Raw genomic sequence first — 17,852 nt, forward strand, 5'->3', positions numbered from 1 at the left:
GAATATTGACACTCGCCAGACAGAAAACGGTTTCAAAAGCAGTATAGCACGTCGGCAGCGTAAAATGCAAGGGGTTGCATGATTCTTGCCCCAGAATCATGCAACGTTCAACGTTTCAACCTTCAACCCCCAACCTTCAACCTTCAACCTTCAACCTTCAACCTTCACATAGACAAGGATCCCTTACGAAAATCGGTTGTACCGATCAATACATTGACGAGGACCGGTTTGCCGCGAGCGGCGGATTGCTGTGCCTGTTGCAGAGTCTCCTCCACCAGTTCCGGATCGTCGATGCGGCGCCCGACAGCGCCAAACCCGGCTGCCACCTGATCATAGTCGCTATGCGCCAGCCTGGTTGCAACATCATCGTGCAACAGTTCCACCTGCTCACGGGCGATCTGCGTCCACCCGGCATCATTCCCAACGACAGCGATCACCGGGATGTTGTGACGGGTAAACGTGTCGAACTCAGCGATACTGTAGCCAACGGAGCCATCACCGTAGAGCAGCCAGACATCCGCATCAGGGCGGCAGAGTTTCGCGCCAAGCGCAAATCCTGCGCCGACCCCCAGCGTGCCGAATGGTCCCGGATCGAGCCAGCTCAACGGACGGCGCGGTCGAACAATGTACGACGCCGTCGCCACAAAATCGCCGCCATCGGCGACAATGACACTGTTGTCGCTCAGTGCGTCGTTGATCATTCGACAGAGGTAGAGCGGATTGACATACGCTGTTTGTTGATTGGACAGGCGGATAATCTCTGCCTCGCGCCCGGCGTCACGCTGACGCAATGTTTCCTGCCATCTCTCCAGGTTGTGGTTGGATGCCGCGTTCGACAGGCGGTGGATGAAATGCGCCGGATCGCCCAGGACGGCAATCTGTGGACGGCGGTTCAGCGTCAGATCGGTGCGACTCCGATTGGCGGCGATGATCCTGGTGTGGCGCGGAATATGATTGCCATAGTCGAGGCGGAAGTCGCATGGGACGCCGGCGAGAATGACCAGATCCGCCTCGCGGAGCGCTTCGCGCCGCCGATGACGCATCTGCAACGGATGGTTTGCTCCCAGCAACCCACGCGCCATGCCTGAAAGATAGACCGGTATGCCGGTTGCGGTGATAGCGCGCGCCAGTGCATCGACAGACGCGGGATCAAGGACAGCCTGGCTTCCTGCCAGAAGCAACGGACGCTCTGCCGTCGCCAGGGCGAGACTGGCTGCGTGTATGTCGCGCTGGTCTGGTTCGCGTTGTGGCACAGGGCGCGGCTTTACCACCGCTTGTTGCTGAGCGCCGGCGAACAGGTGGTGAACCCATACGCTGCGGGAGACCCAGGTAGCCCATTGCGCCGGGGATCGACCGATGCGCTTGAGACCATACCACTGGCGCACCACCTGCTCATCGTACAGCAGATCGATGGGCAGTTCGACGAACACCGGTCCGGGAACGCCGTCACGAGCGCGGAAGAACGCCTCTTCCAGCGTCGGGATGAGATCACGCACACGGCGCACCGACCGACGCCATTTCGTGAGCGACTTCATCAGCGTCATCTGGTCGATATCCTGGAGTGCGCCGCGCCCACGCAGCGCTGTTGCCGTGGCGCCACCGATCAGCACCAGCGGCGATTGCGCCATCTGCGCATTTTTGATTGCGGTGATGGTATTCGTCACCCCTGGGCCGGCAGTGACCACGGCGACACCGGGAATGCCGGTCAGGCGCGCAACAGCATCGGCAGCAAAGACGGCGGTCGCCTCGTGGCGGGTGTCGATCACCCGAATGCCGCGTTGGTGACAGCCAACCAGAACAGGAGCGATATGCCCGCCGGTCAACGTAAAGACGAAGCGCACGCCATGCGCCTGGAGCGCCTGAGCCACCAGATCTCCGCCATGCATACGGTCACCTGCGACTGCACATAGAATGCACAAACTCTGCCGTAACCGACCATAGTATACTGCATGTCACACCGCGTCATACGTGCGGTGGAGCGGCAACACCCGACAACAACAAGAGGCAGGAGGAATTCCATGACAGCGCAGTCGTCAACCGAAACCATCACTGTCGATGGAGGCGCTATGGTCGAGCAACTCCGACGACGCATCACCGGGAGCAATGTGCAACGAGTCGTAGTCAAGCAGGGGCTTCAGCCCGTCGCAGCCTTTCCGGCGATTGGCGGCATGCTTTCGGCAGCGGTCCAGTCCGCCATCGGCGCGCTGGCGGTTGCGCTTGCCGATTGCACAATCGAGATCGAGCGGGTGGCGTCGGAAGAGACCACACGCGACTCCGAACTCGATATGACCGGTATCCGCTGGATTGGCGTTGCACCGGTTCCTGAAGGCGTCCACTGAGCCGGATGCACGTCCTCCCTGTCGGGTAGAGCGTCCGTCTAAGCACCCCTTGTGGGCTGCAAGACCCGTAGTGCGTTTCGATGGTTCGACGGGCGCGTATCCCGGCAGTATCTATACCCAGGGGACATCCTATGGATGTCCCCTGGAGTGTTTTCCGGTAAAACCTGCACCCACGACATTCCCCTTTGCCGTGCGAGATCAAATCTGGTAGATGGATGTGACCCTAAAACGGAGAGTTGTCAATTCTCCTTTGTTTTCCGGCGGAACATTGTTAATATGGGTACGAAACATCGATCATCTCCGCCCTTCCTGTGGTTCTGGCGTGAGGCGCGCAGGCGTCGTTGAGAAAGAGTGTGGCAGTGCTATGCATGCAGTCGTTGCAATCAAACAGGTGCCCGACACCTCAAATGTGCGGATCGATCCTGAAACAGGCACCCTGATCCGCGAGGGTGTCCCTGCGATTGTCAATCCCTACGATCTTCACGCGGTCGAGGCGGCGGTGCAGCTCAAAGAGCGGGTTGGCGGCGGTCAGGTGACGGTGATCACGATGGGTCCGCCGAAGGCTGCCGAGGCGCTGATCGAGTGCATCGAGCAGGGTGCGGATCGCGCGATCCTGATCAGTGATCGGAAGTTTGGCGGCGCCGATACCCTGGCGACGTCGTATGTGCTGGCGCGCGCCATCGAAACGATCAATGCTGAACTGCCGGTGGACATCATCCTGTTTGGCAAGCAGGCAATCGATGGCGATACGGCGCAGGTCGGTCCTGGCGTGGCAACCCGGTTGAACATTCCGTTGATCACCTATGCGATTGCCATCGAGGAGTTCGATCTGGAATCTCGTACCGCAATCGTGCATCGTCGGATCGAGCAGGGGGTCGAAGTGTTGCAAACCAGCCTCCCTGTTCTGCTCACCGTCGAGAAAGAGATTGCGCCGGTGCGACACGCGCCGCTCCCGCGTCTGATCGCTGCCGCTCGCTATCAGCCCGAGGTGTGGAGTGCGACAGCGCCGGTCGTCTTCGATCCGCAGCAGATCGGTTTGAAAGGTTCACCGACGGTGGTCGGCAAGGCGTTTACCCCGGAGCAGCGCTCTGGCGGTGAGGTGATCTCAGTCGCCGATCTTGGTCTGAATGCAGTGGTGGCGCGTGCACTGGCGGTGATTGAACAGGCGCATGTGCGGAACCTGCAACCTGAAACGGGGGTCGTGTCATGAATGCAGAACAGCCAGTCGTTCCGCGCATCTGGGTGTTCGTCGAGCAACAAGAGCGTCAGGTGCATCCGGTTTCGTGGGAGTTGCTCGGCGCTGCAAAGCGGTTATCGGCGGATCTGCCGGGCAGCGTGGTCGAAGCAGTGCTGCCGGGGCATCAGATCGCGGATCTGGCGCCGCAGGCGTTTCACTATGGCGCGTCGCGTGTCTATGTGATCGACAGTCCGGTGCTGGAGATCTACCGCAATCTGCCGTATGCCGTGGCGGTGAGTCAACTGGTAATGCAGTATCGCCCGGAGATCTTCCTTATTGGTGCGACAACGCTTGGACGCGATCTTGCCGGTTCGATCGCTACACGTGTCGGCACCGGTCTGACCGCCGATTGCACCGAACTGGCGATTGATCCGGCTCAACACATTCTGGCGGCCACCCGTCCAACATTCGGCGGCAACCTGATGGCGACAATCCTCTGTCGCCGCCACCGACCGCAGATGGCAACGGTTCGTCCGCGGGTGTTGCCGATGCCAGACCCGATGCCGGATGCAACCGGTGAGGTGATCACCGTTCCCTTCGACATGCGCGAAGAGGACGTGCCGGTCAAGCGGCTGCGCCTGATCCGCGCCGAAGAACAACCCAACATCGAGTATGCCGATGTTCTCGTCGCTGGCGGGCGCGGCGTCGGCGGACCGGAAGGATTCGCGTTGCTGGAAGAACTGGCGAACGCGCTTGGCGGTATGGTTGCCGCCAGTCGCCCGGTGGTCGATGCCGGATGGATGGATGCCGGTCGGCAGGTCGGGCAGACGGGCAAGACGGTGCGACCCAAACTGTACATCGCGGCGGGTATCTCCGGCGCCGTCCAGCATCGAGTCGGCATGAGCGGCGCCGATGTCATTCTGGCGATCAACACCGATCCAAACGCGCCAATCTTCCAGATCGCCACCCTGGGGATCGTCGGTGATCTGTACGAGGTGATCCCCGCGTTGATACGTCAGGTGAAAGGACAGGCGCAAGATGGGCAGGCTCACCTTTGATGCAATTGTCGTCGGCGCCGGACCGGCAGGTGTTGCGGCGGCGCTGACAATGGCGCGCGGCGGGTTGAAGGTGATCATCATCGAACGCGGGCGATTTGCCGGCGCCAAGAACCTTTTCGGCGGCGTCTTCTACACCCACGCGCTGGCGGATGTTCTGCCGGATTACTGGGAACGCAAGCCGCCGTTCGAGCGCCCGGTCACCGAGCAGGGATACTGGATGCTCTCGCCAGATAGTGTGATCCGGGTGATGCACAAGAGCGAACGTTACCGGAAGGAACCGGCTGATGCCTATACTGTTCTGCGCGCGCGTTTTGATCCCTGGTTTGCCGAACAGGCGGTGCAGGCGGGTGCGCTGCTCATCACGCGCACAACCGTCACCCGGTTGTTGAAAGACGAGCGGGGGCGGGTTATCGGCGTCGATACCGACCGCCCTGAAGGAAGCGTCTACGCACCGGTCGTGATCATCGCCGAAGGGGTCAACAATCTGCTGACCCGACAGGCGGGACTGATCGCGTCGGATCTGCCGCCGACGCATGTTGCGCTGGCAGTCAAGGAATACGTCAACCTGCCGGCAAAAGAACTTCAGGCGCGCTTCGGGTTGAGCGGTCCGCGCGAAGGGGTGGCGATCGATGTGTTTGGCGATGTCACCCTGGGGCTGCCGGGAACCGGTTTTATCTACACCGATCAATCCGGCATTTCGATCGGGGTTGGCATGCTGCTCGATGAATTCATCACGCACCGCTTGCGCCCCTACCAGGTTCTGGAGCGCTTCAAGAATCACCCGGTCGTTCGTCCCTACCTGGAAGGGGGAGAGGTGCGCGAATATGGAGCGCACCTGATCCCGGAGATGGGGTACGACCGTATGCCAAAACTGGCGGGTGACGGCGTGATGGTGGCAGGGGACGCCGCCGGGATGGTCGATGCGCTGCACCGCGAAGGGACGAACCTGGCGATCACGGCTGGCAAAGCAGCCGGGGAAACCGCACTGGCAGCGCATCAGCAGGGCGATTTCTCGGCGGCTTTCCTGAACCGGTACCGGCGCACGCTGGAAGACAGTTTCGTGTTGAAAGACATGAAGCAGTACCGGCGCATGACCGATTTTCTCGAGAGTTCGCCGCAGTTCATGGGCACCTACGTCAATCTGCTCAATGAGGCGGCGCTGCGCTATTTTACGGCTCATGGCATTCCCAAGCGGGAAATGGAACACGACATTCTCAAGATGGTTCGTGAACGCCGCTCGTTCACCGGCGTCGCGTGGGATATGCTGAAATTGATGCGTGCAATGCGAGGTTAGCGATGAACAACAATAACCACAAGACGGCGCCGGTCGCCGAAGTCAGCCTGCCGCACGTCAATCTTGACGATCTGATCGTCTGCCTGAAATACTATGTGGACGAAGAAGTCGCCCACATTCGTGTCAAGGATCAGGCGATCTGCGCCACGTGCGATCCGAAGCCATGCCTGGCGTTCTGTCCGGCGCATGTCTTCGAGACGGATCGCCAGGGGCGGGTAATGGTCAGTTATCAGGCGTGTGTCGAGTGCGGCAGTTGCCGGGTCGCCTGCCCGTTCCGCAATGTGGACTGGCGCCTGCCGCGTGGCGGGTATGGCGTGGCGTATAAGTATGGGTGAGGGGTAACGGGTGGAACGAGGTCGAACGGGTTGAAACCGTGCTTCGCTTCCTGCTGCTGCAGGCGATGACCTCCAGCACGGGTGGGCAGCGGCGCTGCCTGCGCCCACCCGTGCGGTTTGCCTCGGTCGAAATGGCATCGCCTCCTACCGCCGCTGTGTCGGGTTTTGTCCCAGCAGCGCAGCGATCTCCTCAGCCAGGCGTCGCAGACGCACCGGTTTGCTCAGATACACATCGGCGCCCGCTTCCAGACTGCGTTCACGGTCGCCCGGCATCGCCAGCGCGGTAAGCGCAATGATCGGCAGGGTGCTGGCTGCGACGTCGGCGCGCAGTCGCCGGATGACATCCAATCCATCCAGACCACGCAATCGCAGATCGACGATTACAATGTCCGGCGGTTCGTGATGTGCCAGCGCCAATCCCTCTTCACCCGAAACGACGTGCGTGACGCAATAGCCGCAACGCTGGAGATAATCACCGATCACCGCGCTCCCTTTTCCATCGTCATCAATCAACAGGATATGATCATTGCTGTATGACTGTGGGAGTGGTTCTTCGTCCAACTCAGAACGGGAGGTTTCACCAGCGTCGAGCGACTCCGGGCGCCACATCTGATGGTGACGAGTCCACGGCAGCGTGATAGTAAAGCGGCTGCCTTTCCCCGGTTCGCTGACGAGAGTGACGCCGCCGCCATGAAGTTCCGCCAGGCGCGCAACGATGACCAGCCCCAGGCCGCTCCCCGCCTGATCACGTTGATACACATTGTCGATCTGTGAAAATGGCTGAAACAGGCGCGGCATATCCTCAGCCGCGATGCCAATGCCGGTGTCCCATACGCTGATCCGCACCACCTCGTTGTCCGGGTCGCCTTCGAGATCGATGCCGATCTGACCTTCGGGCGGGGTAAACTTGGCGGCGTTCACTGGTGGACGTTTCTCGAGGCGCTGGCGATGCAGGCGGCAATTGCTATCGAAACATCCGTGCTTTTTGAGCAGTTACGACGCACCCATGCAGAATTGAAGCAGTCCTATGATGCAACCATCGAGGGTTGGTCACGCGCGCTCGATCTGCGTGATCGTGAAACGGAAGGGCATAGTGAGCGTGTAACGGAACTGACGCTGCGGCTGGCGCGCTGGATGGGGTTGCCCGATGAGCAGATGGAACACATCCGGCGTGGCGCTTTGCTCCACGATATCGGGAAGATGGGCGTTCCCGACGCGATACTGCTGAAACCAGGACCGTTGAGCGTCGATGAGTGGGCAATTATGCGTCAGCATCCAGCCTATGCATTTCGCTGGCTTTCGGCTATTCCTTTTCTGCAACCGGCGCTCGATATCCCGTATGCCCATCACGAACGCTGGGACGGAAGCGGGTATCCGCGTGGTCTGCGGGGTGAGCAGATTCCGATAGCAGCGCGGATCTTTACCGTTGTCGATGTGTGGGACGCCCTGCGCTCTGATCGTCCATACCGTGCTGCCTGGACAGAGGAGCAGACCGTTGCCTATCTCCGGTCGCTGGCGGGAACGCACTTCGATCCGCAGGTGGTACGGGCGTTTCTGGAGATGTTTGGCTACGACCGGGGAGACTGAGAGGGACGCAGCAGCGCTGCGCCCATGCACTCCGGCGGGGGCTTTCCACCATCACCCCATCCGCCGGGCGATGGTCAGCATGACCTCGCTGTTGGTCACAAAGGGGTCAAGGTCATACGATCCGTACACGATCTCAACCGTAAAACCGGCGCGTTCCAGCAGGTGTTCGAGTTCGTAGCGGTAGAACCAGCGGAGCGTCATGGTGTGCAGGGTGCGTCGCACGCCGCCCCCGTCGTCAATCTCGTCGTACACGAAGGTGACGTGGTTGAGTTGCTGTGCCATATCCGCCCGCTGCGCAACGAATTTACAGACGCGGACGCCATCTTCCAGGCGAAACGTGCGATCCAGCGTCAGTTCGCCGTCGCAACCGGCGAGATTGCGCGCATGCGGGTTGAACACGTCGATTGCCAGCAGCCCGTCGGGATTGAGCGCTTTGTGAATACGGGCGAGTGCAGCCAGTTGATCGTCAATCGTGGTCAGATGCATGAAACTGTTCAGCGCCACAATTGCCAGGTCGTGATGATCGGGAGGAAGGTCGGATCGCACGTCGCCGTGATGGAGGGTGACCCGCGCAGCAACGCCGGCAGCGGCAACGCGCTCGCGCGCCCGCGCAATCATTGCCGCCGATGAGTCGATGCCGGTCACACGGATGCCGCTCTGTGCCAGCGGGACGACTAACCGCCCGCTGCCGCACATCACATCGATCACGCGCCCACCGGTGCGGCGCGCCAGTTCACGGTAGAAGGGGAGATCATCGGCAAAACCGCTGTGATCGGCGTCGTAAAAGCGGGCAATGGCGTCGTAGTCGCTCATAACGCTATGGTGTAACGCCGAAGATGTAGAGCGCCATCCCGACCAGAAGAACCAGCCCGATAACACCGACAGCAACCCCCAGCGGACTGATGACCGGGTCGAACCGTGGCGCAGGCGGAAGCATGGATTGATCAGGCAGCGACATACGACGCGCCTGTGCCTGGATCCATTCCATATCGGGCGCTGACGATGGGAATGGCGAGCGTACCGACTGCGGCTGGTAGGGAGTGTCGCGGTACGTCGATGGTTGATAGGACGATGGGAATGGCGAGCGCACCGACTGCGGCAGACTCCGATCATCGTCGTAGGTCGAGGGTTGGTAGGACGATGGGAATGGTGAACGCGCCGATTGAGGTTGGGATGTTGAGCGATCAGCGGTAGGGAAGCTTTCGCTTCGGCGGGTGATCCCGCGAATGACCGATATCAGCGCCCCCAGAATGACCAACCCCAGAATGATGAACGGCAACAGCCCCGCCGGAATGCGGACCGTGCCGCCGAGCGCGTTTTGCAGCGTATTCAGCAGCGGGCCGCCAGCGATCACCGCAAAGAAGATCAGCCAGCCGATGATCGATCCCCAATTGATCCCTGGTTGTCGCCTTTGTTCTTCCATATATCTGTATTGTACACCACCCTGGGCATTGCTGCGCACGCTTGCCCTGCATCTGTGAGATCGAGGAGAGACTCATCGTCGCACTGTCCTGGCATCAACAATGCTGCAACTGGTGTCAATCCTCGTTTGCTGATAGTTACAATTGCCCCGTATCATTCCAGGTATCGAGCAGAGCACGATAGGCAGGATCGTCGTAGCGTGCGGGGTGAAACGCCGCTGCCCAGGCAGGCAGCGCTTCACCGCTGAGATACGCTGCCAGTACGTCTGCTGCACCACAGGCAGCCATGATACCATACCCCGAAAAGGCGCCCATCACAAATGAACCGCGTGGACCTGCCGGACCGATCAGCGGACGGTTTTCGCGCGTTTTGGTGTAATAGCCGCCGTCGATGGTCGGACGCGGGGGGCGGTGGATGTAGGCTTCGAGCGCCGGAATGATGCGTGTAAGACCCCGCAGCGTCACATCGAAGAAATAGGGCGCGGCTGGCAACGGAAAAGTTTCTTCGACCGGCGCGGCATCGTATGCCCACAGCGCAATAACCCACGTGCTGCCGGTCCCTCCTTCTGGACGACAGTGCGCCCCAGCCGGAAGAACGTCCAGGAGCGACTGCGCTTCTGGATCGTCAGCAAGCATCGCGCGTTCGTCGTCAGTCCAGGCAATCGCCTGGGGATCGGCGCAAATGAGCAATGGTGCGTCGCGCGGAATGATGCCCAGATGATCTTCAAACGCAACCTTCAGATGACGCTCCGAGAAGACCGGCAGATCGACGCCAACCATGCGTCCCACCCGGCGCAGGAATGGTCCTGCGGCGTTGACGAACGCGCCGGTGGCAATACGTTGATTGTCGATCCACACAGCGGAGACCCGCCCGTCTGTCACCTCAACCGCCTCGACGCGCGCACGCAGGAGTCGGGCGCTGCGGCTGCATGCCCGTTCCAACAGGATCATGCCAAGTTGTTGTGCGCTCAACCATCCGCAGCGTCGCACGTGCAGCGCAGCAACGGCGGCATCTGCAAGGCAGGGAAAGAACCGGCGGAGCGTCGCCCGGTCAAGGATCAGGTCCGCGCCATCAGGCTGACCATCAAACCCATGTGCAATGGAGGGTGTATATGTGTCAGGGCGAACGTGCGTGCGCAGCGGTCCTGCACCCAGCGCCGCCGCCGTCTCGCCCGCATGTTGGAGTTGCGCCGTCTGCGCCGGATCGGTCGTGACATAGAGATAGCCGCGCCGGTTGAGCGCAATGGCATTCTGCGTTTCGTGCGCCAGTGCGTCGATCAGATCGATGCTACGGTTCATCAGCGCGACCATCGCGTTATCGGGACCGGGCCACCAGTTGCGATAGCACTCGCTCGACTTGTCGCTGGTGAGCGAGAGTGGCGGGCGCTCATCGACGAGCAGCACTGACGCGCCGCGTGCCGTCAACGCATCGGCAGCGGCAACGCCAGCAATGCCCGCACCACAGATCACGACATCGTAACTGCTCACAGCGCCTCCAGCACATTCACCATTCAATGGGCAATCGCATGTCTGTTCATGATGCTGCCGAACAGCGAAATGGTCAAGGCGCTTTCGGGCGCGCTATTGTCAAAGAGCGCGTGGTATACTCATACCTGTGATGGAACGCGGATGACTGGCGGAGTGCATGCAGCGCGTTTGCCGTCAACGTCGCAGAGTAGTTGATCCGACAGCATGCACGCAGCATTTGCCGGCGCATCTACCAGAAGTTAGTGGAGAGCAAAACCTATGAGCGCCGATGATATGCTCATCTTCCCCGGCTCAGGGAGTCCGAAGTTGACGAAAAACATTTGCGCATACCTGGGAGTGACGCCGGGGCAATGTGAAGTGTTGCGATTTTCGGAGGGAAATCTGTTCGTGCGTATTCTGGAAAATGTACGTGGGCGGCACGTGTACATTGTGCAATCGACCGCGTACCCCGCCAACGACAATTTCATGGAACTGCTCTTCTGGATCGATGCGTTCAAACGCGCCAGCGCTGCATCAGTGACGGCAGTGGTTCCCTTCTTCAGTTATGCCAAAGGAGACAAAAAAGACGAACCGCGCGTTTCGATCCGCGCGCGGGTCTGCGCCGACGCCATCGAAGCCGCAGGCGCCGACCGGATTGTGGTGATGGACCTGCATGCGCCGCAGATTCAGGGTTTTTTCAAAATACCGGTGGACGATCTGTACGCCCTGCCGGTGCTCTGTGATCGCGTCAGGCAGATGAATCTGGAGAACCTGATCGTTGTCGCACCGGATAGCGGCTTTGCCAAGAAAGCGCGCAAGTACGCACGCTATCTCGGCGTCTCGATGGCGGTTGGCGACAAAGAGCGCGTTGCGCACGATGAGCACGCGCATATCGTCGAAATTATCGGCGATGTACAGGGCAAAACGGCGCTGATCGTCGATGATTTCACCATTTCGGCGGGCACACTGGTCGAGGTCGCCGAACAACTGCTGGTACGCGGGGCAAAAGAAGTGTACGCCGCTGTGACGCATGGCGTTTTTGCTCGTGGATCAATGGAGCGACTGGCTGACAGCCCGATCCGGCGGTTGTTCATCACCGACACGGTCGAGACGCAACCGATCACCCTGACGCCGCAGATCGAAGTGGTGTCGGTAGCGCCGCTGTTCGGTGAAGCGATACGCCGGATCCATTACCGCGAAAGTATCAGCGTGCTGTTTCCGCGATAGTCATCATCGACCATGCCCGGCACTCAAGACATTTCTCGTGCAACGCTCGCAGTCACCTCGCTGGCTTCCGGGAGCAGCGGCAATGCATTGCTGGTGCGGTCCCGCAATGCGGCGATCCTGGTCGATTGCGGCGTTCCGTTGCGCACCATCGAGCGGGCGCTGATGCGGAGCGGTCTTTCCCCCGATCAGTTGAGCGCCATCCTGATCACGCATGAACATGGCGATCACACGATGTCGGCGGGTCCGCTGGCGCGGCGCTACGGCGTTCCGCTGATCGCCAATCAGGCGACGCTGGCGGCAATGGAGCATGATCTGACGGGCGCCACGGTGCGGGAACTGGCAACCGGCACCGCGACCATGATCGCCGATATTCACGTGGGCAGCTTTCCTGTCTCGCACGATGCTGCCGAGCCGGTGGGGTACACGATGAGCGTTGACGGATGGTGCGTCGGTATTGCAACCGACCTGGGGCGATGGGATGACGTGGTTGTGAACGGGTTGACGCCTGCCGATCTGGTGGTGATTGAAGCGAACCACGATCAGGAGCGCCTGTGGCGCGCACCCTACGCCGGGGTGGTCAAGCAACGCATCTATAGTCCTACCGGTCATCTGGACAACGTCGCTGCTGGAAGGTTGCTCGCCCGCCTGGGGACGGATGGACGACGTCGGAGCGCATGGCTGGCGCATCTCTCGCAGGAAGCCAATTCGCCGCAGATCGCCGAGCAGGTGGTGCGCGGCGTTCTTGCGCTCGCCGGGGTGCGGTGCGTGAGCGTCACTGCCCTGCCACGCCGCACCCCGATGCACTGGTCGAGCGATATGCACGGCGAACAACTGGCGCTATTCGACTGAACCTCTCCCGATTTGGTTGTCATTTACTCTTCCCTGGTTGCGGTTTGTTAACCTGCCTGAACGTGAGTGGCTGACTATAATAAGTCTCAGTCACATCTCCGTATTATTTGTACAGCGCGTGTTTTCGTACCGACCCATACAGGCTGCCGACGTCGGCGTTGACGGGCGTGCAATCGCCAGGATGCGCGTGCATTGCAATCGGCTGCTATGATCTATGCACGAACTGTCAATCGCCCACAGCCTGGTAGAAATCGCGGAAGAGGCGGCTGCGAAGGCAGGCGTCGCACGGGTGACGGTTGTTCACCTGCGTCTGGGGACTCTTTCGGGGGTAGTTCGGGATGCCCTTCTCTTCGGCTTCGATGTCGCCAGCGCCGGCACACGACTGGAAGGTGCGCGACTCGAGATCGAAGAGGTTCCGTTGCAGGTGTACTGCGAAACGTGCGATACGGTTGTAGCGCTCCCGGATGTGCGATATTTCCGCTGCCCACAGTGCGGTGCAGCGTGCCGACGGATCGTGACAGGTCAGGAGATCGAACTGGCAGCCCTGGAGTACGAGGACGACACGCCGGAAGCCACAGCGTCGTGACTCTTCTGGCGCTCGCGGATCGCGAAAGACAATGGTGCCTGGAGCGATAGATCTGATTGCTCGACCGGTGCGGGTTAAGAACCCCCAAAGGAGGCGCTATGGCGCATCTATCGCTTCGTCCACAACCGCTTGGCATCTTTCCTCCGCCGACCGGGTATCTTGTGCTTCCACCGGTTGACGGCGCGGAGGAGATGTGCGCTTCGTTGCTGGCGGGACGCCTGCCCAAACAGATGCCGGCGTCGCTCCGCTTTTACGCACTGGCGCTGGCAAACGACCGACAGGGGGCATGGCGCGCGCTGGCGAGCGATCCGACGCCGGAAGCGCACTACAATCGATTTGTGCTGCGCAGCGACCCGGAGGCATACCCGCACCTGCGTCGGCAGTTGAACGGCGACCTGGCAGCATTGCTCGATCTCGTCGCATATATGGGCGGGCTGACCGACTCGCCGCCAGCTGTGGAGACGCTGCGCGGTGAAGTAGCGGCGTGCATTCTCCCGGCGCACGCCGCCTGCGCGCTTGCGCGCCAGCAGTACGATGCCGCTATCGCCGCATTGCAACGGGCAATCGAGGAGGTGCGCCAGGTGTCGCCATTGTTTGCGGCACAACTGCTCGATCATCTGGCAACAGTGTATCTCAATGCCAACCAGTCGCTGGCTGCACTCCGCGCCTTGCGTGATGCGGCGACATTGACTGCTGGAAGCGAACTCTTCGATCTGCGCGCGTATCTCGCGCTGCGGTTGGGAATGTTATGTCAGGATCAGGCTCATAGCCAGCGCGCGTTGCTGCTTGAAGCGAACGAGTGGTTTCAGGAGGCGCTACGCTGCTGCTCAATCGAACGCACGCCCGATCTCTATGCGCTGGCGCACTATCGGCTGGCGCTGACACTCCTTGCGCTCGCTCCATCCGGCAACGGCGACCAGGCAATCCGTGAGCGGGCGATCCAGTCGTTGCGTGAGTCGCTCAGGGTGTACACCTGCGAAACACACTACGATCAATGGCTCAATGCACAGGTCACCCTTGCCAATGCGTTGCGGATTTCCTCGGCTGCGTCGCCGACCGAACACTTAATCGAGGCGGTTCGACTGTACGATGAGGTGCTGGCACACCGCGATCAGGATCACGACCCGATCGGGTATGGGCGTGTGCTGGCGAATCAGGGAACTGCCCTCTTCTACCTTGGACGCTTCGACTGCGCCCGTGATCGCCTGATCCGCGCGCGCAGCATTTTCCTGTCCCACCGCGACTATGGCGCAGCGGCGCTCCTCGAAGAGGCGCTGATCGAGATCGATTGCCGTGTGTCGAGAACTGAGAACCAGGAACTGAGAACTGAGAACCGAGAACTGAGAACCAGGAACTGAGAACCGAGAACCAGGAACCAGGAACCAGGAACTGAGAACCAAGAACCAGGAACCAGGAACCAGGAACTATAGCAGTTCTCAGATACATTGACCCCTGGTCGGGTCTGCCGTGTCGTGCGAGGCGCCCGTTTCCGCTTGCTCCGCGCCTCCGCGCCTCCGCGTGAGCCGGTCTGATGCACACAGAGACGCGGAGCACGCGGAGGGATGGTGCACACGGCGTCTGCTTTCGATGGCGGGGACAACCCTGCCAACAAGACCAATCTTTGTGAGAACTGCTATAAACCAAAGACGACAGCGACCGCAGACCCATAGGTTTGTCTGCCCTTTGTTCTTGCGCCGTCCTTGCACCCCCGTCACTGCGCTCCGGACAGGTCTGCCATTTTGCCTTCAGCGCGCAACACGAACCTTCCACGTGCTCGCCTGCACAGCCAGCATCTACCCGCGCTGGCACATCAGCAGACCGGAAGCGCTGCCTTATTGCATCGAAGCCCTTCGAAGCAGTGCAGCGTGTTCTGCTGGTGCACTATCAACCGTCTCTCCAGCAGATGGGTATAAAAGCGGCGCATTATCCTTGACAACCACGCAAATGATATGCTTTACTTATAAGGGATGCAGCACGCCTGCCCGTTACTGGTGCAGTGCAGGCAGCATCCAGCCATAGCCAGGTCATCACAACAGAATATAAGAACCTTCGGGGCAGGGTGAGTCCGGCAGGGCTGCCGGGCAATTCCCGATCGGTGGTACAGCCCACGAGCATCGTGCCTCACGGCAATGTGCACGATCCGGTGAAACTCCGGAGCCGACCGTACAGTCGGGATGGAAGAAGGTTGACCGATCCGCGCGCAGGCGACCTGCGTCAGCGTGTCGGTTTGTGATCGTAAAGCCCCGAACAACGCGATTGTTCGGGGTTTTGTGATCCATAGACCGGCATACTGGCAGGTGGTCGGCGAGTCGCGTCGATTGTGGCATCCCGAAGGTGTGTATTGCCTTCGGGATGTTTGTTTGTCAGCGTCATAGCCGGGAATTGACGTTCTATAAGGACGCCGGATAGTGTTGCAAAGGAGGGCTCATGTTCACAGGCATTGTCGAAGAGATCGGAACTGTTGAGACACTGGCAGAAGTCGCCGGTGGCTGGTCGCTCACCGTGCAGGCAACCACTGTGCTGGAACATACCCGTCTTGGGGACAGCCTGGCTATCAATGGCGCATGTCTCACGGTGACGAACCTGACCGACCATTCCTTCACAGTCGGACTTTCGCCGGAAACCTTGCGGCGAACCAATCTGGGCGATCTGAAACCTGGCGATGGAGTGAACCTCGAACGATCGCTTGCGTTGAATGGGCGACTCGGCGGGCACTTCGTGCAGGGTCACATCGACGGCACTGGCGTGGTGCGCGCCTTTCACCCTGAGGGTGATTCGCTGTGGGTCGCCGTGGCTGCGCCAGCAGCGTTGTTGCGCTATATCGTGCCCAAGGGGTATATCGCCGTCGATGGCACGAGCCTGACCGTGGTCGATGTTCTCGATGACGCCTTCACCTTCATGCTGGTGGCATACACCCAACAGCACATTACGCTGCCGCGCAAGTCGATCGGAAGCCGGGTCAATCTGGAGGTTGATATGCTCAGCAAATATGTCGAGAAGTTCATGCATGAGGGGAACTATGGCAATCGCCAGCGTTGAAACTGCACTGGCTGACTTTCAGGCTGGCAGGTTTGTCATCATTGTCGATGATGAAGATCGGGAGAACGAAGGCGACCTGGCGATTGCCGCCGAATACGCGACCCCGCAGGCGATCAACTTCATGGCACGCGAGGGACGTGGGTTGATCTGCGTCGCCATGACCGGTGAGCGGCTCGATGCGTTACAGATTCCGCTGATAACGTCGCCGGAGACCAACACTGCCGTATTTCGCACCGCCTTTACCGTTCCGGTCGAAGCGCGCCACGGCGTGACCACCGGCATTTCAGCCTTCGACCGGGCAACAACGATTCGCACCCTGATCGATCCAGACACCCGTCCAGAAGATCTGGTGCGACCGGGACATGTCTTTCCCCTGCGGGCCACCGATGGCGGAGTTCTGAGCCGCGCCGGTCACACAGAAGCATCCGTTGATCTGGCGCGGATGGCGGGTCTGTATCCGGCGGCGGTCATCTGTGAAATCATGCGGGATGACGGCGCAATGGCACGGCGATCCGACCTGGAGCGGTTCGCTGCGCGGCATGGAATCAGGATTGTTGCGATTGCTGACCTGATCGCATACCGGCGACGCCAGGAGCGCAACGCCAATCGTTTCTGGTATCAGGCAGTGCAGATGGTTGAGCACACCGCTGCAAACGTCTGCGCTCCAGATCAACAGCCTGTCGATCAGGCTGCGCTTCCGGATGCCGGTACGTGGACAGGAGCGGCGAGCGAACCGGTGATGGCAGCCGCAAAGCAGAATGGAGTGCAATTCACCCAACAGGAGAATGCGATGGGACGAACCTTTGAAGGACATTTGGTTGGTGCGGGAATGAAGTTCGGCATTGTCATTTCCCGTTACAACGACACCATCGGCAAAGAACTGTTACGCGGCGCGCAGGATACGCTGATCCGTCACGGCGTCGCCAGGAATGACATTGATGTGGCATGGACGCCGGGCGCATTCGAGTTGCCACAGGCAGCGCGGTGGATGGCTCGCCGCACAGAGGGCGCGGTTCAGCGCGCGTACTACGACGCGATCATCTGCCTGGGCGTGGTCATTCGAGGGGCGACGCCGCACTTCGAGTATGTGGCAGGTCAGGCTGCCAGCGGGATCGCCTCAGCCGCCTTCGAGACCGACATACCGATCGCCTTCGGCGTACTCACCACCGAGAATATCGAACAGGCATTCGAGCGAGCCGGCACGAAAGCGGGCAACCGCGGTGCAGAGGCAGCCCTGGCAGCGCTTGAGATGGCAAACCTGCGTCGGGTGCTGGCAAGCACGGGAGAGGGGTGAACCCTACAGCATCAGGTTGTTCCAAAGGATGCGGCAGACCGGTCGCAGCGTCCCAAAGATCCTACCCTTGAGAAAAACCGTGATTACCGTGATTACAGCATTTCTCGGATACGCTGACCGTCGTCTGGCTCTGCCGTGTCGCACGAGGCGCGCGTTTCCGGCAGAGCGTAGACCGAAAT

Annotated in this window: 16 protein-coding genes, 1 pseudogene and 1 riboswitch; of the genes and pseudogenes, 12 read left to right on the top strand and 5 right to left on the bottom strand. The window is 60.4% G+C overall.

Translation table 11 applies throughout. From position 1 onward, the window contains the following. Positions 1 to 164 precede the first annotated feature (164 nt). On the bottom strand, positions 165 to 1,886 hold the full coding sequence (locus ROSERS_RS04935) for a thiamine pyrophosphate-binding protein (protein ID WP_011955716.1): 1,722 nt from the start codon (positions 1,884 to 1,886) through the stop codon (positions 165 to 167). Positions 1,887 to 2,018: 132 nt separating this feature from the next. Between ROSERS_RS04935 and ROSERS_RS04940 the strand changes: the two genes are divergently transcribed. The 5 genes from ROSERS_RS04940 to ROSERS_RS04960 all read left to right on the top strand — a co-directional run bounded on the left by ROSERS_RS04940 (position 2,019) and on the right by ROSERS_RS04960 (position 6,203). Further along, positions 2,019 to 2,339, top strand: a complete 321-nt coding sequence (locus ROSERS_RS04940; protein WP_011955717.1) for a DUF4342 domain-containing protein — start codon at positions 2,019 to 2,021, stop codon at positions 2,337 to 2,339. A gap of 364 nt (positions 2,340 to 2,703) precedes the next feature. Continuing rightward, complete coding sequence (locus ROSERS_RS04945; RefSeq protein ID WP_011955718.1) at positions 2,704 to 3,549, top strand: electron transfer flavoprotein subunit beta/FixA family protein; 846 nt, start codon at positions 2,704 to 2,706, stop codon at positions 3,547 to 3,549. Continuing rightward, positions 3,546 to 4,574, top strand: a complete 1,029-nt coding sequence (locus tag ROSERS_RS04950) for an electron transfer flavoprotein subunit alpha/FixB family protein (RefSeq protein ID WP_011955719.1) — start codon at positions 3,546 to 3,548, stop codon at positions 4,572 to 4,574. Before ROSERS_RS04945 ends, ROSERS_RS04950 begins: the two co-directional genes overlap by 4 nt. Beyond that, a complete protein-coding gene (locus ROSERS_RS04955) occupies positions 4,555 to 5,868 on the top strand; it encodes an FAD-dependent oxidoreductase (protein WP_011955720.1) in 1,314 nt (437 codons plus the stop codon). The genes ROSERS_RS04950 and ROSERS_RS04955 overlap by 20 nt, the downstream gene beginning before the upstream one ends. A 2-nt stretch (positions 5,869 to 5,870) precedes the next feature. Beyond that, a complete protein-coding gene (locus ROSERS_RS04960; protein WP_011955721.1) occupies positions 5,871 to 6,203 on the top strand; it encodes a ferredoxin family protein in 333 nt (110 codons plus the stop codon). Positions 6,204 to 6,347: 144 nt separating this feature from the next. Here the strand turns inward: ROSERS_RS04960 and ROSERS_RS04965 are convergent, their stop codons facing one another. Next, positions 6,348 to 7,124, bottom strand: coding sequence for an ATP-binding protein (locus ROSERS_RS04965; protein WP_011955722.1), 777 nt, complete (start codon positions 7,122 to 7,124; stop codon positions 6,348 to 6,350). Positions 7,125 to 7,133: 9 nt separating this feature from the next. On the opposite strand from ROSERS_RS04965, the pseudogene ROSERS_RS04970 reads away from it, so the two are divergent. Further along, positions 7,134 to 7,790, top strand: a pseudogene (locus ROSERS_RS04970) (HD-GYP domain-containing protein); the annotation flags it as partial. 51 nt (positions 7,791 to 7,841) lie between these two features. Here the strand turns inward: ROSERS_RS04970 and ROSERS_RS04975 are convergent. The 3 genes from ROSERS_RS04975 to ROSERS_RS04985 form a co-directional block, all read right to left on the bottom strand. Further along, positions 7,842 to 8,603 carry a class I SAM-dependent methyltransferase gene (locus ROSERS_RS04975; protein ID WP_011955724.1) on the bottom strand — a complete coding sequence of 254 codons (762 nt, stop codon included), beginning with the start codon at positions 8,601 to 8,603 and terminating at the stop codon, positions 7,842 to 7,844. A gap of 4 nt (positions 8,604 to 8,607) precedes the next feature. Next, positions 8,608 to 9,213 (bottom strand): hypothetical protein, encoded by a 606-nt coding sequence (locus ROSERS_RS04980; protein ID WP_157040974.1) that lies wholly within the window; start codon positions 9,211 to 9,213, stop codon positions 8,608 to 8,610. 136 nt (positions 9,214 to 9,349) lie between these two features. Beyond that, positions 9,350 to 10,699 carry an NAD(P)/FAD-dependent oxidoreductase gene (locus tag ROSERS_RS04985; RefSeq protein WP_011955726.1) on the bottom strand — a complete coding sequence of 450 codons (1,350 nt, stop codon included), beginning with the start codon at positions 10,697 to 10,699 and terminating at the stop codon, positions 9,350 to 9,352. Positions 10,700 to 10,957: 258 nt separating this feature from the next. On the opposite strand from ROSERS_RS04985, the gene ROSERS_RS04990 reads away from it, so the two are divergent. The 6 genes from ROSERS_RS04990 to ribB all read left to right on the top strand — a co-directional run bounded on the left by ROSERS_RS04990 (position 10,958) and on the right by ribB (position 17,673). After that, complete coding sequence (locus ROSERS_RS04990; RefSeq protein ID WP_011955727.1) at positions 10,958 to 11,905, top strand: ribose-phosphate diphosphokinase; 948 nt, start codon at positions 10,958 to 10,960, stop codon at positions 11,903 to 11,905. Positions 11,906 to 11,917: 12 nt separating this feature from the next. Further along, entirely contained in the window at positions 11,918 to 12,754 is an 837-nt protein-coding gene (locus ROSERS_RS04995) for an MBL fold metallo-hydrolase (protein WP_011955728.1), read from the top strand. Positions 12,755 to 12,968: 214 nt separating this feature from the next. Next, positions 12,969 to 13,340 (top strand): hydrogenase maturation nickel metallochaperone HypA, encoded by a 372-nt coding sequence (hypA, locus tag ROSERS_RS05000; protein ID WP_011955729.1) that lies wholly within the window; start codon positions 12,969 to 12,971, stop codon positions 13,338 to 13,340. A 98-nt stretch (positions 13,341 to 13,438) separates the two neighbouring features. Continuing rightward, positions 13,439 to 14,698: a hypothetical protein gene (locus ROSERS_RS05005; protein ID WP_011955730.1), complete on the top strand. Its 1,260-nt coding sequence runs from the start codon at positions 13,439 to 13,441 to the stop codon at positions 14,696 to 14,698. A 683-nt stretch (positions 14,699 to 15,381) separates the two neighbouring features. After that, positions 15,382 to 15,530: riboswitch (FMN riboswitch) on the top strand. Positions 15,531 to 15,767: 237 nt separating this feature from the next. Beyond that, positions 15,768 to 16,379, top strand: coding sequence for a riboflavin synthase (locus tag ROSERS_RS05010; protein ID WP_011955731.1), 612 nt, complete (start codon positions 15,768 to 15,770; stop codon positions 16,377 to 16,379). Continuing rightward, positions 16,360 to 17,673 (top strand): 3,4-dihydroxy-2-butanone-4-phosphate synthase, encoded by a 1,314-nt coding sequence (ribB, locus tag ROSERS_RS27320; protein WP_011955732.1) that lies wholly within the window; start codon positions 16,360 to 16,362, stop codon positions 17,671 to 17,673. The genes ROSERS_RS05010 and ribB overlap by 20 nt, the downstream gene beginning before the upstream one ends. The last annotated feature ends 179 nt before the right edge of the window (positions 17,674 to 17,852 follow it).

Origin of the sequence: Roseiflexus sp. RS-1 (assembly GCF_000016665.1) — a bacterium.
In the GTDB taxonomy this organism is placed as follows: Bacteria; Chloroflexota; Chloroflexia; order Chloroflexales; family Roseiflexaceae; genus Roseiflexus.

Excerpts from the sequence above, each read along its gene's own strand:
- ROSERS_RS04935 (WP_011955716.1), bottom strand. The coding sequence starts at position 1,886 with ATGCATGGCGGAGATCTGGTGGCTCAGGCGCTCCAGGCGCATGGCGTG.
- hypA (WP_011955729.1), top strand. The coding sequence starts at position 12,969 with ATGCACGAACTGTCAATCGCCCACAGCCTGGTAGAAATCGCGGAAGAG.
- ROSERS_RS04995 (WP_011955728.1), top strand. The coding sequence starts at position 11,918 with ATGCCCGGCACTCAAGACATTTCTCGTGCAACGCTCGCAGTCACCTCG.
- ROSERS_RS04955 (WP_011955720.1), top strand. The coding sequence starts at position 4,555 with ATGGGCAGGCTCACCTTTGATGCAATTGTCGTCGGCGCCGGACCGGCA.
- ROSERS_RS04990 (WP_011955727.1), top strand. The coding sequence starts at position 10,958 with ATGAGCGCCGATGATATGCTCATCTTCCCCGGCTCAGGGAGTCCGAAG.
- ROSERS_RS05010 (WP_011955731.1), top strand. The coding sequence starts at position 15,768 with ATGTTCACAGGCATTGTCGAAGAGATCGGAACTGTTGAGACACTGGCA.
- ROSERS_RS04945 (WP_011955718.1), top strand. The coding sequence starts at position 2,704 with ATGCATGCAGTCGTTGCAATCAAACAGGTGCCCGACACCTCAAATGTG.
- ROSERS_RS04980 (WP_157040974.1), bottom strand. The coding sequence starts at position 9,213 with ATGGAAGAACAAAGGCGACAACCAGGGATCAATTGGGGATCGATCATC.
- ribB (WP_011955732.1), top strand. The coding sequence starts at position 16,360 with ATGGCAATCGCCAGCGTTGAAACTGCACTGGCTGACTTTCAGGCTGGC.
- ROSERS_RS05005 (WP_011955730.1), top strand. The coding sequence starts at position 13,439 with ATGGCGCATCTATCGCTTCGTCCACAACCGCTTGGCATCTTTCCTCCG.
- ROSERS_RS04960 (WP_011955721.1), top strand. The coding sequence starts at position 5,871 with ATGAACAACAATAACCACAAGACGGCGCCGGTCGCCGAAGTCAGCCTG.
- ROSERS_RS04975 (WP_011955724.1), bottom strand. The coding sequence starts at position 8,603 with ATGAGCGACTACGACGCCATTGCCCGCTTTTACGACGCCGATCACAGC.
- ROSERS_RS04940 (WP_011955717.1), top strand. The coding sequence starts at position 2,019 with ATGACAGCGCAGTCGTCAACCGAAACCATCACTGTCGATGGAGGCGCT.
- ROSERS_RS04950 (WP_011955719.1), top strand. The coding sequence starts at position 3,546 with ATGAATGCAGAACAGCCAGTCGTTCCGCGCATCTGGGTGTTCGTCGAG.